Annotated in this window: 14 protein-coding genes; 3 read left to right on the top strand and 11 right to left on the bottom strand. The window is 65.7% G+C overall.

Features of this window, described 5'->3' with window-relative positions; all coding sequences use genetic code 11:
* Positions 1-2 precede the first annotated feature (2 nt).
* Positions 3-1,082, top strand: coding sequence for a 2'-deoxycytidine 5'-triphosphate deaminase (locus KTQ37_RS06455; protein ID WP_218629678.1), 1,080 nt, complete (start codon positions 3-5; stop codon positions 1,080-1,082).
* Between the two features lie 91 nt (positions 1,083-1,173).
* Positions 1,174-1,542, top strand: coding sequence for a YigZ family protein (locus tag KTQ37_RS06450; RefSeq protein WP_218629677.1), 369 nt, complete (start codon positions 1,174-1,176; stop codon positions 1,540-1,542).
* Here the strand turns inward: KTQ37_RS06450 and KTQ37_RS06445 are convergent.
* The 7 genes from KTQ37_RS06445 to KTQ37_RS06415 all read right to left on the bottom strand — a co-directional run bounded on the left by KTQ37_RS06445 (position 1,523) and on the right by KTQ37_RS06415 (position 8,869).
* Entirely contained in the window at positions 1,523-1,720 is a 198-nt protein-coding gene (locus tag KTQ37_RS06445; protein ID WP_218629676.1) for a hypothetical protein, read from the bottom strand. The two genes, KTQ37_RS06450 and KTQ37_RS06445, sit on opposite strands and share 20 nt — an antisense overlap.
* Positions 1,721-1,725: 5 nt before the next feature.
* Positions 1,726-2,355 (bottom strand): SMC-Scp complex subunit ScpB, encoded by a 630-nt coding sequence (gene scpB / locus KTQ37_RS06440; protein WP_218629675.1) that lies wholly within the window; start codon positions 2,353-2,355, stop codon positions 1,726-1,728.
* Positions 2,348-3,148: a segregation and condensation protein A gene (locus KTQ37_RS06435; RefSeq protein WP_218629674.1), complete on the bottom strand. Its 801-nt coding sequence runs from the start codon at positions 3,146-3,148 to the stop codon at positions 2,348-2,350. The genes scpB and KTQ37_RS06435 overlap by 8 nt, the downstream gene beginning before the upstream one ends.
* Entirely contained in the window at positions 3,141-4,145 is a 1,005-nt protein-coding gene (locus KTQ37_RS06430; protein ID WP_218629835.1) for a glycoside hydrolase family 3 N-terminal domain-containing protein, read from the bottom strand. The genes KTQ37_RS06435 and KTQ37_RS06430 overlap by 8 nt, the downstream gene beginning before the upstream one ends.
* Positions 4,142-5,140, bottom strand: coding sequence for an SPOR domain-containing protein (locus tag KTQ37_RS06425; protein ID WP_218629673.1), 999 nt, complete (start codon positions 5,138-5,140; stop codon positions 4,142-4,144). The genes KTQ37_RS06430 and KTQ37_RS06425 overlap by 4 nt, the downstream gene beginning before the upstream one ends.
* Before the next feature lie 55 nt (positions 5,141-5,195).
* Positions 5,196-6,941, bottom strand: coding sequence for an arginine--tRNA ligase (gene argS / locus KTQ37_RS06420; protein WP_218629672.1), 1,746 nt, complete (start codon positions 6,939-6,941; stop codon positions 5,196-5,198).
* Positions 6,942-7,012: 71 nt separating this feature from the next.
* Positions 7,013-8,869 carry a cation:proton antiporter gene (locus tag KTQ37_RS06415; protein WP_218629671.1) on the bottom strand — a complete coding sequence of 619 codons (1,857 nt, stop codon included), beginning with the start codon at positions 8,867-8,869 and terminating at the stop codon, positions 7,013-7,015.
* A gap of 234 nt (positions 8,870-9,103) precedes the next feature.
* On the opposite strand from KTQ37_RS06415, the gene KTQ37_RS06410 reads away from it, so the two are divergent.
* Positions 9,104-10,675 carry a DEAD/DEAH box helicase gene (locus tag KTQ37_RS06410; protein WP_218629670.1) on the top strand — a complete coding sequence of 524 codons (1,572 nt, stop codon included), beginning with the start codon at positions 9,104-9,106 and terminating at the stop codon, positions 10,673-10,675.
* Positions 10,676-10,747: 72 nt separating this feature from the next.
* Here KTQ37_RS06410 and KTQ37_RS06405 read toward each other — a convergent pair whose 3' ends face one another.
* Genes KTQ37_RS06405 through nuoN form a run of 4 tightly spaced genes read right to left on the bottom strand, consistent with a single transcriptional unit; the run spans position 10,748 to position 15,402 of the window.
* Entirely contained in the window at positions 10,748-12,373 is a 1,626-nt protein-coding gene (locus KTQ37_RS06405; RefSeq protein ID WP_218629834.1) for a ribonuclease J, read from the bottom strand.
* Positions 12,374-12,420: 47 nt separating this feature from the next.
* The gene (locus KTQ37_RS06400) at positions 12,421-13,197 is read right to left on the bottom strand and encodes a type III pantothenate kinase (RefSeq protein WP_218629669.1); all 777 of its coding nucleotides are present in this window, start codon (positions 13,195-13,197) and stop codon (positions 12,421-12,423) included.
* Positions 13,198-13,211: 14 nt separating this feature from the next.
* A complete protein-coding gene (locus KTQ37_RS06395; RefSeq protein ID WP_218629833.1) occupies positions 13,212-13,961 on the bottom strand; it encodes a biotin--[acetyl-CoA-carboxylase] ligase in 750 nt (249 codons plus the stop codon).
* A 1-nt stretch (position 13,962) separates the two neighbouring features.
* Positions 13,963-15,402 (bottom strand): NADH-quinone oxidoreductase subunit NuoN, encoded by a 1,440-nt coding sequence (gene nuoN / locus KTQ37_RS06390; protein WP_218629668.1) that lies wholly within the window; start codon positions 15,400-15,402, stop codon positions 13,963-13,965.
* Positions 15,403-15,407 lie beyond the last annotated feature (5 nt).

Below are 15,407 nucleotides of genomic sequence, written 5' to 3'. Positions count from 1 at the left end.
ACATGACCCAAGGCGTTCTGGCCGACAGCGCCATCCGTGCGATGATCGAGCGCGGCGAGATCAGCGCGACGATCCCCGTCCTGCCCGAGCAGATCCAGCCCGCAAGCCTCGACCTGCGCCTTGGTCAGGTGGCCTACCGCATCCGCGCCTCGTTCCTGGCCGGGCGCAACCAGCGCGTCGACACCAAGCTTGCCGAATTCGAGATGCACCGCATGGACCTGTCCAACGGCGCGGTGCTCGAAAAGGGCTGCGTTTATCTGGTGCCGCTGATGGAGGGGCTTGCCCTACCCGCCGGCCTAACCGCCGTCGCGAATGCCAAAAGCTCGACCGGGCGGCTAGATCTGCTGACGCGCGTCATTACCGATGGCGGCACGGAATTCGACCGAATCCCCGAGGGTTACACTGGCCCGCTCTACGCCGAAATCTGCCCGCGCTCGTTCTCGGTGCTGGTGCGGCCGGGAATGCGGCTCAACCAGATTCGCTTCCGCGCGGGTCAGGCGATGCTGAGCGATGCGGAGCTGAAGATCCTGCACATGGCCGAGCCGCTGGTCTCGGGCGAGGCGGTGATCGACCACGGGCTCGGCTTCTCGGTCGATCTGCTGCCCGCGGAAGGCGATCTGGTGGGCTACCGCGCGAAGCCGCATACCGGGGTGATCGACCTCGACCGGATCGCACATTACCCGGCCTCGGAATTCTGGGAGGAGATCCGCACCCGCGACGGTCGGATCATCCTCGACCCCGGTGCGTTCTATATCCTCGTGTCGCGCGAGGCGGTGACGATCCCGCCGGATTTTGCCGCCGAGATGGCGCCCTATCTGGCGATGGTGGGCGAGTTCAGGGTGCATTACGCGGGCTTCTTTGACCCGGGCTTCGGCCATGGGACTGCCGGTGGCACTGGGTCGCGCGGGGTGTTGGAAGTGCGCTGCCACGAGGCGCCCTTCGTGCTTGAGCACGGACAGGTCGTCGGGCGGCTGGTCTATGAGCGCATGGCCGAACGCCCCGAGCGGCTTTATGGCACCGGCATCGCCTCGAACTATCAGGGTCAGGGCCTCAAGCTCGCTAAGCATTTCCGGGCGGGCTGAGGGGGCCAGCCCCCTCGCGCGTTCCGCGCTCACCCCCGGGATATTTGTGCAAAGCCGAAAGTGGCTTGCGGCATCTTTTTCAGGAGGCCCGATGCGCATCATCGAGGACATCATCAGCGACCGCGGGTCGAAATATGCCGTCTCCGGGGCGCCTTGCGCATCTGAGGACGAGGCGAAGGCGCTGATCCGGGAGTTGAAGCGGGCCAAGAAATACGCCAAGGCCACGCATAACACCTGGGGGCTGCTATGCGCTGCGGGGCCGGTGAAGAATGACGATGGCGAGAGCGGCGCCGGGGTGATCATCCTGCGGATGCTGGAGCGCGCCGGGTTGCGCGACCATCTGATCGTGGTGACGCGCTGGTATGGCGGCAAGCATCTGGGTGGCGACCGCTTCCGCCACGTGCAGGAGGCCGTGCGGATCTATCTGGCGGATCTGGGTCTTAGCGCAGACGGCGGGTGATACGGGCTGCTCGGCGCGCCTGCGTGACGGCCTTGCGGGCGGTACGGGCCTGAGCGCGCTCGGCCTTGGTCATCTCTGACGGGGCCTTGCCGCGCCCGACCAGAAGGTTGATGACCAGATCCGTCACGGGCCGGAACAGGATGCGAAAGAGCGTGCCGCTGAGGCGATCGGTGTTCATGGCGCTCAATCCTCGAAAAGCTCGCTCTGGCCGGTTACATCCTCGTCGTCATCGTCGCTTGCGCCGCCCGGCATCGGGCGGTTGTCGAGAAGGCCCGCCGCGCGCAACTCCTTGAGGCCCGGCAAGTCACGGGCGCTTTCAAGGCCGAATTCATCGAGGAACTGCTGCGTGACGACGAAGGTGACCGGGCGGCCCGGCGTCATGCGGCGCCGACCGAAGCGGATCCATTCCATCTCGAGCAACTGGTCGATGGTGCCCCGGCTGACCGCGACGCCGCGAATCTCCTCGATCTCGGCGCGGGTGACGGGCTGGTGATAGGCGACGATGGCGAGCGTCTCGATCGCTGCACGCGAGAGCTTGCGCTGCTCCACCGTTTCCTTTTGCATCAGGAAGGCGAGGTCAGGCGCGGTGCGGATCGCCCAAGCATCGCCCACCTTGACGACGCGCACCCCGCGCCCCTCGTAGCGTTTGCGCAGATAGACCAGCGCCTCGGCGGGGTCAGAGCCATGCGGCATCCGTTCTTCCATCTCGCGCAGCGTCACCGGCTCTACCGAGGCGAACAGGATCGCCTCGACCATGCGTTCCTGCTCGGCCAGCGGCGGGGCTTCGAAAAGAGATTTCTCGGTATCAGTCATTGCGGTTCCGGGGTTGCGCGGCGCGGATCGAGATCGGCGCGAAGGTCTCGGACTGGCGGATCTCAATCTGGCCCTGCTTGGCCAGTTCGAGCGAGGCGGCGAATGTGGCGGCGGTGGCGGTGCGGCGACGCTTGGGGTCCAGACCCCAGCCCTCGGGCAGGTAGCTGACCAGATCGGTCCATTCCATCGCGAAGCCGACAAGCCCGCGCATCCGTTCGAGCGCCTGCTCCAAGGTGAAGACGTCTTTACGATCAAAGGCATAGGGGCGGAATTCGTCGCGGGTGCGGATCCGGGCATAGGCCTGCATCAGATCAAGAAGCGAGGCCGAGTACTGGACCTTGCGCACGCGCTCGACCTCTTCCGAAACTCCGCGTGCAAAGAAATCGCGGCCCAGACGGTCGCGTGCCATCAGCTTGGCGGCGGCGTCGCGCATAGCGGCAAGGCGTTCAAGCTGGAAGGCCAGGTGGGCGGCCAGATCCTCGGCCGAGGGGCCATCCGCCCCCGGCTCGGGCGGCAAGAGAAGCTTGGATTTCAGAAAGGCGAGCCAGGCGGCCATCACCAGATAATCGGCTGCCAGTTCGATCCGCAGTGCTTTGGCACGCTCGACAAAGGTCAGATACTGCTCGGCGAGTTGGAGCACCGAGATTTTGCGCAGGTCCACCTTCTGCGTGCGCGACAGCGACAGAAGCAGATCGAGCGGCCCTTCGAAGCCATCCACATCGACGATCAGCGCCTCGGCCTGAAGCCGCTCGCTGACGCTCATCGCTTCGAAAAGGTGGCTTTCCTCAGACATCCGCCCCATCGCCCAACAAAGCCACAAGTTCGGCTTCGAGCGCGGCGATGTCAACGGGGTCAGGCGCATGGCGGCGGGCAAGTGCCGCATCTGCACGGCCGGCAGCCTCCGGCGTCAGCTGGCCTGCGGCCTCGGCGACCTCTTCCATCGGCCCCATGTCACCCTTGCAATAGAGCACTACATCGCATCCCGCCGCGATCGAGGCCGCGGCGCGCGCGCCCTTGCTGCCCGAAAGCGCCTCCATCCCGATATCGTCGGTCATCAGAAGACCGTCAAAACCGATCTGCTCGCGGATCAGCGCGATCATCTTGCGGCTTTGCGTGGCGGGCACCTGATCGAAGGCGGTGAAGCGGATATGTGCGGTCATCCCGAGCGGCAGATCGCGCAGCGCCAGGAACGGCGCGAAGTCGGCCTGCGCCAGATCGGCGGGATCGGCCCCGACCACCGGCAGGTCCAGATGGCTGTCGGCCTCGGCGCGGCCATGCCCCGGCATATGCTTGAGGATCGGCAACACGCCCCCCGCGAGGAAGCCCTCGGCCGTGGCACGGGCATTCGCGATCACCGTTGCGGCATCGGTGCCAAGGCACCGGTTCTGCAAGAAGGGATGGGTGCGCGGCCCCGCGATATCGCAGGTGGGCGCGCAGTTGGCATCAATGCCAATCGCGCGCAGCTCATCTGCCTGAATGCGCGCGCGGAGCCAGAAACTGCGCGGTGCATCGCTCGCGGCGCGGGCCTGATCGAGCGGCGGCAGCCACTCGCGCCAATGCGGTGCGCGCAAGCGTTGGACACGGCCGCCCTCTTGGTCGATCAGGATCGGTGCATCGCGGTCCACAGCCTCGCGCATAGATGAACAAAGCCGCGCAACCTGTTCCGGTGTTTCGATATTCCGCGAAAACAGGATGAAGCCCCAGGGGTCCGATGCGCGAAAGAACGAAGCCTCGGACGGCGAAAGAGCCAATCCTGCGCAGCCGAAAATCGTTGCGCCTGCGGGCATCAGCGCACCAGCGCGGGAATGCAGTTGGTGCTTTCGGCGACCAGCGCGGCGCAGAAGCGGCGCGCGTCATCCACATCGTCGAAGCCCTGCACGCGCAGCCGATAGAAGGTGCGTCCGCCCGAGCTCGCCTCCTGCACGACGCGCTTCTTGCCCTCCATCAGGGCGCCGAAACGGTTCGACACGCGATCCCACTCGAGCCGCGCCTGCTGCGGGCTGTCGAAAGCTCCAAGCTGAACAAGGCGGGTGCCTGTGGGCAGGCTGTCGGGTTCAAGCTCGACCGTCGGCATGACCGAGGCCTTGCCGCTGATCTCGGCAGTCAACGCGGCGGCCAGCGCATCGTTCGACATCTCGACCTCGGGGCGACGAACAGGCCGCGGCGAGGTCTTGAGGCCCGGCGCATCGGCCAGCACCGAGACCACTTCGGCGGGTGCTTCGGGCTCTGTGGCTTCGGGCGCAAGCGCGGCGACATCCGCATCAACGGGCGCCTCGACCGGAGCCTCGGCCACGGGTTTGGCAGCGGGCGTCATGTCCGGTACGGGGAAGGCGACCGGGGTCGGCGTAAGTTCTTGGATCGCAGGTGCCTTCGGCGCCTCGGCCAGCAGTTTGACATCGGCCATCGGCGTGTCTTCGTCGGTCAGGCCAGTCACTTCAGGGGCAAGGGCCACACGCTCGGGCGCGGGCGCGGCAACGCCCGTTCCGGCGACCGCGTTGACCGACAGGCCAACATGGCGTGCCAGATCGCCACCGGGATCTTCAGGTGCAATCCGCGCCGGGCCCTGCATCGCGCGGATCACCGGAACGCCGGTCACATCGCGCACCGCGAGCCGGTAGCCCCAGACCACGACCCCAAGGATCAACGCAACCGAGGTGATGGCACCCGCATACTGAACCCAGCCAGAGCCCGAAGGAGCCGCAGCCGAATTGCCCCGATGGGCGTCATAGCCCCCCGAGTTGCCATAGCCATAGGCTCCGCCGTCGCGGTAGTGAATGCTCGCCATGCCTGCCTCGCCGCCGGTTATCCGGCTTTACTGCCTCTTCCGGCGGCGGCACGCTTTAGCGCATCTCTTCCGCCGGAGTTACGCCAAGAATACCAAGACCGGCCGAAATGACAACTGCGCAGGCCCGAGCGAGGGCGATTTTCGCCGAAGTGATGCCCGTATCCCCCTCTTGCACGAAGCGCAGCGCCGGTTCGTCATTGCCGCGGTTCCACAGCGCATGAAGATCCGAGGCAATCTCGTAGAGGAAGAAAGCGATCCGGTGCGGCTCATTCGCGCGAGCGGCGATCTCGACATGCCGGGGCCATTCGGCGACCTTCTTGGCCAGCGCCAGTTCAGCCTCATGCGTATTGCCCGACAGATCCGCCTTGGACAGCGCCGCGTTCGAGACGTCAATACCCAGCTCGGCCGCCTTGCGCGCAACCGAGGCCACACGGGCATGGGCGTATTGCACGTAGAACACCGGGTTGTCCTTGGACTGCTCCAGCACCTTGTCGAAGTCGAAGTCCAGCGGCGCGTCGTTCTTGCGCGTCAGCATGTGGAAGCGCGTCACATCGGCGCCAGCCTGCTCGACCACGTCGCGCAGGGTGACAAAGGTCCCTGCCCGCTTCGACATCTTGAAGGGTTCGCCGTTCTTGAACAGCTTCACCAGCTGGATCAGCTTGATATCCAGCGGCACGCGGTTTTCCGACAGCGCCGCGACGGCGGCCTTCATGCGCTTGACGTAACCGCCATGGTCCGCGCCAAAGACGTCGATCAGCATGTCGAAGCCGCGCAGCACCTTGTCGTAGTGATAGGCGATATCGGGCGCGAAATAGGTCCACGCCCCGTCCGACTTCTTCACCGGGCGGTCCACGTCATCGCCATAGGCTGTGGATTTGAACAGCGTTTGCTCGCGCTCTTCCCAGTCCTCGGGCAGCTTGCCCTTCGGCGGTTCCAGCACGCCCTCATAGATCAGGCCCAGATCCTGAAGCCGCTGCAACGCGGCCTCAATCTTGCCGGTGCCATAAAGCGCCTTTTCGGACGAATACACATCCATCTTGACGTTGAGCAGCTGAAGATCCTCGCGGATCATTCCCATCATCGCCTCGGTCGCGAAACCGCGCACCTCGACCAGCCAGTCGCCTTCGGGCTTGTTCAGCAGGCTCTCACCATATTTCGCCTTCAGCGCCTCGCCCACCGGGATCAGGTAATCGCCGGGGTAGAGCCCCTCGCGGATCTCGGGCTCAAGGCCGTTGGCCTCGCGGTAGCGCTCATAGGCCGAGCGCGCCAGCACATCGACCTGCGCACCGCCGTCGTTGATGTAGTACTCGCGCGTGACGTCATAACCCGCGAAATCCAGAAGCGAGGCCAGCGCATCGCCGAAAACCGCGCCGCGCGTATGGCCGACATGCATCGGCCCGGTGGGGTTGGCCGAGACATATTCGACGTTGACCTTGATCCCCTTGCCCAGATCCGAGCGACCGAAATCCGCGCCCTGGATCAGCGCAGCGCGGGTCACCTCGGCCCAGACCGCCGGGTCAAGACGCAGGTTCAGAAAGCCCGGCCCGGCAACCTCGGCCGAGGTGATACGCGGGTCTGCGGCCAGTTTCGCCGCCAGCGCCGCGGCGATATCGCGCGGCTTGGCGCCTGCGGGCTTTGCCAGCACCATCGCGGCATTGGTCGCCATGTCGCCGTGCAATGCGTCTCGCGGGGGTTCGACTGCGACGTTGGCAAAATCGAGCCCGGCGGGCAGTTGCCCCTCGGCGACCAGAGCATCCAGCGCGGCGATGACCGCAATACGAATATCGGCAAAAAGGTTCATTTTCGGCTTTCCTTCGGTTGCCTCTCCCCTGCCAGAGCGGGCGCGCCGCGTCAATGGTCAGGCAGGGGGCCTCAGGGCAGCGGCGCCGCGGGTTGGGGCTGATCCGGCTCGGCCCGCGCGGCGGCGGCTTCATCAAGCGCACCGGGCGGCAACAGCGCGATCAGCCGGTCACCGGGTTCGGCGCGCAGCTTCTCGGCATCGCGGACGAAGCGCAGCTCTCCCTTCGGGCCGATGCGCAGGACGGGGATCGCATCGGGGCGCTTTTCGCGCCAGGCCGACAGCGGATATTCCTCGGTCAGGCGGGTCAGTCGGAAACGCCAGCCGTCTTCGACCAGTGCCTCGAAGGCGTCGAGCGTCCGCCCCGCCCCAAAGGGCCGCCCACCCAACTGGGTCGGCAGGCTGTGGCGCGGGCGGTCATCTTTATGGCGCGCCACCTGCCAGACAGCATCGCGCCCGATCTCGGGGGCGAGGTCGGTCGCCACCAGCGTGTTGTAAGCGTCGTTCGAGGTGGCGGCCAGCAGCGAGCCAAACGCCATCAACTCGACCCGGTCCTCGGCCGCCTCACTGAGGATGTCACCGTAGAAGGTGGGGATGCCAGCCGCTCGCGGCCGGATCAACCGGGCGTGGTTCGGGTCGGTGATCAGCACCGACACCTCGGCCTTTTGCAGCGCCTCGGCCAGCCCCGTGGTAAAGCGCGAGCCGCCGACGATCAAAATCCCCGGCGCATCTTTCCCCGCCAGCCCCATGGCGCGCGCCAGCGGCGCAAGCGTGAAGCCGTGCAGCACCACCGTCGAAAGCACGAGCACGAAGGCCAGCGGGCCGATCCGCGCGCCATCGGCCACGCCTGCCTCGGCCAAACGCTGGCCGAACAGCCCCGCCACGGCCACCAGCACCACCCCACGCGGGCCGGTCACCGCGATGAACAGCCGCTCTCGCATCGGCAGGTCGGAGCGCAGCAGCGAGATCAGCACCGTTAGTGGCCGCGCGACCAGCACCGTCGCTGCCACGAAGGCCGCCGCGCGCCAATCGAGCGCGCGCACCTGCTCCATATCAAGCCCGGCCGCCAACAGGATGAAGACCCCCGAGACAAGCATGACTGTCGCCTGCTCCTTGAAGCGGCGCAGCTCGGTGTAAGAGGGCAGGTCCGCATTCCCGATCACAAGGCCCATCACGGTGACGGCCAGCAGCCCCGCCTCATGCAGCAGATGGTCGGCCAGCGCGAAAACGGCCAGAAGGCTGACGAAGAGGACGGGCACCTTCATGTATTCGGGCACTAGCCCGCGCCGGAAGCTGTAGGCGATCATTCGCCCGCCCAGATAGCCCAGTACCGTCGCGGCAATAATGCCGATAACCACAAGCCCCGCCGCGCCCGCCGCGTCATGGCCCGCGCGCAGCACCAGGACCACCTCGAAAGCGAGCACCGCCGCCAGCGCGCCGATCGGGTCGTTGACGATCGCCTCCCATTGCAGAAGCTGCGCGGGGCGGCGCGCTAACCGCGCCTGCCGCAGCAGTGGCGCGATCACGGTTGGACCGGTCACGATCATGATACCGCCAAAGACAGCCGCCGTTTCCCAGCTCAGCCCGGCGGCGAAGACCAGCACCAGCGCCGACATCAGCCACCCAAGCGGCGCACCGATCAGAACCAACCGCCGCACCCCCGCGCGCGCATCGCCCAATCGGTGAAGGTCAAGCGACAGCCCGCCCTCGAACAGGATCACCGCGACGGCAAGCGAGACAAGCGGCCCCATCAAATCGCCGAGCACAGCCCTTGGATCAAGCAACCCGGTCACCGGCCCGGCGATGATCCCCGCGACCAGCATGATCACGATGGCGGGCAGCCGCAGCCGCCAAGCACACCACTGGGCCCCGACCCCGATCACGCCGATCAAGGCCAATCCCATGACCGGTTCGATTTCCGTCATCGCCATTCGCCTGTGCCTTGCCTGCCCCGTGCTTCCCCCCTTTGTGCCCTGCCCTCAAAGCCCCGCGCAAGGCATTGAACCCGCTGACCACAGGGCATTTTCATCCCGCATCCGCGCAGATTGACGTTTTGTCGCATTTCGAGTAGCTACTGCCCACCCGCATCCGGCGGGCAAAACCCCGGGGCGCCCGAACCTTGCGTCCCATCACCCTGCGGTCCGATACCGCATCCAAGGACGCTGATGACCAAATTTTCTGACCTGAAGCTGGACCCCAAGGTCCTTTCCGCCATTGCAGACGCGGGCTACGAAACCCCGACCCCGATCCAGGCGGGCGCCATTCCGCACGCGCTCGACGGCAAGGACGTTCTGGGCATCGCCCAGACCGGCACCGGCAAGACCGCCTCGTTCACGCTGCCGATGATCACGCTGCTCTCCAAGGGCCGTGCCCGGGCGCGTATGCCGCGTTCGTTGGTGCTGTGCCCGACGCGCGAACTTGCCGCGCAGGTGGCCGAGAACTTCGACACCTATGCCAAGAATACCAAGCTGACCAAGGCGCTGCTGATCGGCGGCGTCAGCTTCTCGGAACAAGACAAGCTGATCGACCGTGGCGTTGACGTGCTGATCGCGACGCCGGGCCGCCTTCTGGACCATTTCGAGCGCGGCAAGCTTTTGCTGACCGGCGTGCAGATCATGGTGGTGGACGAGGCCGACCGGATGCTCGACATGGGTTTCATCCCGGATATCGAGCGTATTTTCCAGCTGACCCCCTTCACCCGGCAGACGCTGTTCTTCTCGGCCACCATGGCGCCCGAGATCGAGCGCATCACCAACACCTTCCTGCACGCCCCCGCGCGCATCGAGGTTGCCCGCCAGGCGACGGCCTCGGAAACCATCACGCAAAAGCTGGTGCAGATCTCCCCGCCGCGCCGCGACCAGACCGCCAAGGCCAAGCGCGAACTGCTGCGCGCCCTGATCCAGGCCGAGGGCGAAAGCTGCACCAACGCCATCATCTTCTGCAACCGCAAGTCGGATGTGGACATCGTGGCCAAATCGCTGAAAACGCATGGCTTCAACGCCGCGCCGATCCATGGCGACCTGGAGCAGAGCCAGCGCATGAAAACGCTCGACGCGTTCCGCGAGGGCGGGCTGCAACTGCTCGTGGCGTCCGACGTGGCGGCACGCGGCCTCGACATTCCGGCCGTCAGCCATGTCTTCAACTACGACCTGCCGAGCCATGCCGAGGATTACGTCCACCGCATCGGGCGCACGGGTCGTGCCGGGCGCAAGGGCGCGGCATTCTCGATCGCGACACCGTCTGATGACAAATACCTCAACGCCATCGAGGCGCTGGTGAAAATGGAAATCCCGCGCGCCGAGACGCCCGAGGGCTTCTCGCTGTCCGAGGCCGCGCATCGCGAGCCCCGCCAGTATGACGATGCCAAGGGCGGGCGCGCCAAGTCGCGCAGCCCCCGTGGCGGGCGTGGCCGTGGCGAGCGGCGCGAGGCTCCGGTCGTTGAGGAAAAGGCGCTTGAAGTCGTGGCCGAGGCCGTGGCCGAAGCCCCCAAGCGCGAGGAACGCCGCGAAGAGCGTCGCGACGAGCGCCGTGAGGAACGTCGCGAAGAGCGCCGCGATGACCGGCGCGAGCGTGGTGGACGCGGCCGCGATGGCGGTGGCCCGACCGTGGTCGGCATGGGCGATCATGTGCCGGACTTCCTGCTGCGTTCGTTCCGTACGACGCGCCCGAGCATAGCGACCGCAACCGACAACGACAGCGAAAGCGACGCCCCGGCCGAGGACAGCAGCGAAAGCTGATCCCGCGACCGAGACACGAAAAAACCCCGGCGCCTCTGGCTGCCGGGGTTTTTCTTTGCTCTGTGTCTCGGATCAGTCCGCCATCAGGCGCGAGACGACAACGGTAACCTCGGGCTTCTTGCCGATCTCTTCCATCGTCACCTGGCGCGCGATGCGGCGCAGCGCCTCGTCCATCTTGTCGTCGTTCGAGATGATCTTGTCGGGCGCGCGTTCAAGGAACTCGGCCAGTTCATCCTCGATCTGATCGGCGATCGGCGTGCCGGAGCGGCCAACCTCGGGCAGGCCCATCAGCTCGACCCAGGCATCGCCAAGCGGCACGTCATCCTCGTCGATGATGACGGTGATCAGCACATGACCGTTCAGCGCCATGCGGATACGGTCGCGCACAACGCCATCGAGTGCGCCGATCAGCACCGAGCCATCCAGATAGGTGCGGCCGGCCTCGATATACTCGGCCACTTTCGGCGCCTGTCCGGTGATGTCGATCATCATGCCATTCGTCGCCACAAGCGAGGCAATCCCCTTGGACGTGGCGATCTTTGAATGCTCGCGCATGTGGCGGTGTTCGCCATGCATCGGGATAAGCATCTGCGGCTTGAGCAGATCATGCACGGCCTCAAGATCGGGGCGGTTGGCGTGACCCGAGACGTGGTAAAGCCCGCCGCGGTCGTCGATCACCTCGACACCCTTCTCGGAGAAGGCGTTCATGATGCGGATCACCCCACGCTCATTGCCCGGAATGACCTTGGAGGAGAACAGGAAGGTATCGCCGTCCTTCATCTCGATCCCGAGGTATTTGCCCCGCGACAGCTGCGCCGAGGCCGCGCGGCGCTCGCCCTGGCTGCCGGTGACGATCAGCATCAGGTTGTGGCGCGGCACATCCGCAGCATCCTCGGCCGGAATATGACCGGGGAAGCCGGTCAGTACGGCGGTTTCCTCGGCCACGGAGACCATGCGCTTCATGGCGCGACCCAGAAGGCAGATCGAGCGGCCCGCCGCCCTGCCCGCCTCCGCCAGCGTCTTCAGGCGCGCCACGTTCGAGGCAAAGGTGGTCGCGACAACCATTCCTTCCTGCTCGGCGATCAGCTGCGTCAGCGGCCCGGCCAAGGTGGCCTCCGAACGCCCGGGCAGCGGCGAGAAGACGTTGGTCGAGTCGCAGACCAGCAGCTTGACGCCATCGCCCTCACCGGCAATCTCGTGCCACATGACCGGGTCAAAAGGCTCGCCCACGATCGGGCTGCCATCGAGCTTGAAATCGCCCGTATGCACGATACGCCCCGCAGGCGTGTCGATCACCAGCGCCGAGCTTTCCGGGATCGAATGCGACACCGGCACGAACTGGACCTTGAACGGACCCGCCTCGATCACCTGCGGGCGCGGTTCGACCACGTGCAGATCCTCGGTGCCGATCCCGGCCTCTTCCAGCTTCAGCGCGCCGATCCGGGCGGTGAAGCGGCGGGCATAAACGGGCTTGCGCAAACGCGGCCACAGATGCGGCAGCGCGCCGATATGGTCCTCATGGGCATGCGTGATGAAGATCGCGTCGATGCGGTGCTTGTTTTCCTCAAGCCAGGCGACGTCGGCCATGATCAGATCGACACCGGGCGAGCTGTCCATGTCCGGGAAGGTCACGCCCAGATCAACAACGATCAGCCGCTCCTTCCCGGCGGGGCCATAGCCATAGACATAGGCATTCATACCGATCTCGCCGGCGCCGCCCAAAGGTAGATAGATCAGCCGCTCGCTCACGCACTCAGCCCCTTATTATAATCGTTGATGAGCCGCAGCCCGTGGATGGTCAGGTCGTCTTCGACCGCGTCGAACAGATCGAAGCCCTGATCGAACAGCCCCGCAAGACCGCCCGTGGCGATCACCTTCATCGGGCGATCGCGCTCAGAGCGGATCTGGCGCACGATGCCTTCGACAAGACCGATATAGCCCCAATAGACCCCCGATTGAATACAGGCCACCGTATTCGTGCCGATCACCTGCGTCGGATGGGTCACATCGACGTGCGGCAGCGCGGCGGCGGCCATGTGCAGCGCCTCAAGGCTGAGGTTCACGCCCGGCGCGATCACACCGCCGATATAGGCGCCATCCGCGGCAACCACGTCGAATGTCGTCGCCGTGCCGAAATCCACCACGACGATGTCGCCTCCGTGCCGGTCGAAACCCGCAACGGTGTTCACCAGGCGGTCCGGGCCGACCGTCGTGCCGAAATCCACGCGCGGCGCGACCGGCAAGTGGCAATCGGGCTTGCCCACCACGAGCGGGCGGCAATCGTAGTAGCGATTGCACAGAACGCGCAGGTTGAAGACCACGCGCGGCACCGTCGTGGAAATGATCGCCTCGGATATCTGCGCCTTGATCCCCTTGAGGTTCATCAGCCCCGAAAGCCAGACGAAATATTCATCCGCCGTGCGGCGATGGTCGGTCGCGATCCGCCAGGTCGAGACGAACTCGGCGCCGTCCCAGATCGAAAAGACCGTGTTGGTGTTCCCGCAGTCGATGCACAGCAGCATTCGCGGCTCCTTTGTCAGAAAAACACATCCGCAGCCGCAATTGCCCGCGGGCCATGCGCGGTGCGCAAAATCATCGCCCCGGTGTCGTCGATCGTCTCGAAGACGCCTTCGGTTGTCTGGGTCGTCGTACGCGCGACGACGGTCTCGCCAAGGCGCGCCGCGCGGGCCAGCCAGGCTGTGCGGATCGGCGCGAAACCGTAGGTCTCGAACTGCCGCGCGAGCCGATCGAAGGCCATGGCCAGCGGCGGCAGGAATTCCTCGGGGGTGATTGTCAGCCCGGTCTCGCCGGCCACGCTGACCGGCGCCATCGCGCTGGCCTCAAGCTGCGCGGCGGGCGGCGCCTCGGCGAGATTAACGCCAATGCCGATCGCCAGATGGCTCAGCGGCCCACCGGCGCCGATCGACTCGAGCAAGATCCCCGCGACCTTGCCGCCGTTGAGCAGCACGTCGTTAGGCCACTTGATCGACAGCCGCCCCGCCGGGCCGATGAAACGCGACAGCGCTTCGTCCAGCGCCAAAGCGGCGACGAAAGAATAAAGCGCGGCCTGGGTCAGTTCGCATTTCGGATGAAACAGCAGCGTGGCGGCGAAATTGCCCTCGGGCATTTTCCAGTCGCGGCCGCGGCGACCGCGCGCGGCGGTTTGCACTCGGGCCTGAATCCACGCAGGCCCCGCGATCCGCGGGGCCAGACGGGCAGCCTCAGCCATGGTCGAGTCGACCCGCGCGAGGACGTGGCGCGCCACGCCCTCGGGCCAGTCTGTCAGGTCAGTGGACAAGCGCCGCGGCTGCTGCCTGAGCAGCCCCCTCGATCCCGAAGAGGTTGAACGCACCCGCCACCATCACGAAGGCGGCCAGCATCAGCAGCCCCCACTGGACGGCCGGCATCCGCGATTCAAGCGCCTCGGTCTCGGTGCCGAAGTACATGTAGTAAACGATGCGCAGGTAGTAGAAGGCACCGATCACCGACGCGATCACACCGAAGACCGCAAGCCAGATGTAGCCCGCCGACACGGCGGCCGCGAGCACGCCGAACTTGGCGAAGAAGCCGAGCATCGGCGGCACACCGGCCAGCGAGAAGAACAGCACCAGCAGCGCCAGTGCCTTCAGCGGCTCGGCCTTGGCGAACATGTTGAGCGAGGCGATGTCGGTCACCGGGGCGCCATCACGCTCCATCGACAGGATGAAGGCGAAGGTGCCCACGTTCATGGCCACATAGATGGTCATGTAGAGCAGCATCGACTGCACGCCTTCCTCGGTCCCGGCGGTGAGGCCGAGCAGCGCAAAGCCCATATGCGCGATCGAGGAATAGGCCATCAGGCGTTTGATGTTCTTCTGGCCAATACCGGCGATCGAGCCAAGGAACATCGAGGCGACGGCGATCAAACCGATCACCTGGCCCCACTCGTTCGTCACGTGACCGAAGGCGTCCATCACCAGGCGAGCCATCAGCGCCATCGCGGCCATTTTCGGTGCGGTGGCGAAGAAAGCAGTCACCGGGGTGGGCGAGCCTTCGTAAACGTCGGGCGTCCACATGTGGAACGGAACCGCCGAGACCTTGAAGGCAAGGCCGGTCACCATGAAGACCATGCCGAACAGCACGCCAATCGGCAGATGCCCATGCTCGACCACGGTGATGATGCCCGCGAACGAGGTGGTGCCCGCAAAGCCATAGGTCAGCGAGGCGCCGTAGAGCAGCAGACCCGAGGAGAGCGAGCCGAGCACGAAATACTTCAGACCCGCTTCCGACGAACGCGCCGAGTCGCGACGCATGGCGGCGACGACGTAGAGCGCGAGCGATTGCAGCTCAAGGCCCATGTAGAGCGACATCAGATCGCCCGCCGAAACCATCATCATCATGCCGATCACGGCCAGAACGACCAAGATCGGATATTCGAAGCGCAGCAGGCCGCGACGGGCCATGTAATCCGCGCTCATTGCCAGCACGGCTGCCGCCGAGAGCAGGATCGCGACCTTGGCGAAGCGCGCGAAGGCGTCGTCAATGAAGAGGCCGCCGAAGGCTTCGGTCGCGCCGTTGCCCCGCAGGCCGATCCAGACGCCGACCAGCACCAGCACCGCCACCGTAACCCACAGAAGGCCGGAAGCGATCTTGTCCTTGCCGCCATAGGCGCCTGCCATGAGCCCGACCATTGCGAAAACGGCGAGCAGGAATTCCGGCAGGATCGTGGAGAAATCCGCAGAAGTCATTTGTT

The sequence above is a fragment of the Sedimentimonas flavescens genome, from assembly GCF_019264375.1.
GTDB lineage: Bacteria > Pseudomonadota > Alphaproteobacteria > Rhodobacterales > Rhodobacteraceae > Rhodobacter > Rhodobacter flavescens.
Note: the sequence above shows the minus strand (reverse complement) of the source record. Positions and strands in the feature narration are given on the sequence as shown.

Bases quoted from the DNA above. Each gene is read 5' to 3' on its own strand.
- KTQ37_RS06455 (WP_218629678.1), top strand. From the start codon at position 3: ATGACCCAAGGCGTTCTGGCCGACAGCGCCATCCGTGCGATGATCGAG.
- KTQ37_RS06450 (WP_218629677.1), top strand. From the start codon at position 1,174: ATGCGCATCATCGAGGACATCATCAGCGACCGCGGGTCGAAATATGCC.
- KTQ37_RS06445 (WP_218629676.1), bottom strand. From the start codon at position 1,720: ATGAACACCGATCGCCTCAGCGGCACGCTCTTTCGCATCCTGTTCCGG.
- scpB (WP_218629675.1), bottom strand. From the start codon at position 2,355: ATGACTGATACCGAGAAATCTCTTTTCGAAGCCCCGCCGCTGGCCGAG.
- KTQ37_RS06435 (WP_218629674.1), bottom strand. From the start codon at position 3,148: ATGTCTGAGGAAAGCCACCTTTTCGAAGCGATGAGCGTCAGCGAGCGG.
- KTQ37_RS06425 (WP_218629673.1), bottom strand. From the start codon at position 5,140: ATGGCGAGCATTCACTACCGCGACGGCGGAGCCTATGGCTATGGCAAC.
- argS (WP_218629672.1), bottom strand. From the start codon at position 6,941: ATGAACCTTTTTGCCGATATTCGTATTGCGGTCATCGCCGCGCTGGAT.
- KTQ37_RS06415 (WP_218629671.1), bottom strand. From the start codon at position 8,869: ATGGCGATGACGGAAATCGAACCGGTCATGGGATTGGCCTTGATCGGC.
- KTQ37_RS06410 (WP_218629670.1), top strand. From the start codon at position 9,104: ATGACCAAATTTTCTGACCTGAAGCTGGACCCCAAGGTCCTTTCCGCC.
- KTQ37_RS06405 (WP_218629834.1), bottom strand. From the start codon at position 12,373: ATGAATGCCTATGTCTATGGCTATGGCCCCGCCGGGAAGGAGCGGCTG.
- KTQ37_RS06400 (WP_218629669.1), bottom strand. From the start codon at position 13,197: ATGCTGCTGTGCATCGACTGCGGGAACACCAACACGGTCTTTTCGATC.
- nuoN (WP_218629668.1), bottom strand. From the start codon at position 15,402: ATGACTTCTGCGGATTTCTCCACGATCCTGCCGGAATTCCTGCTCGCC.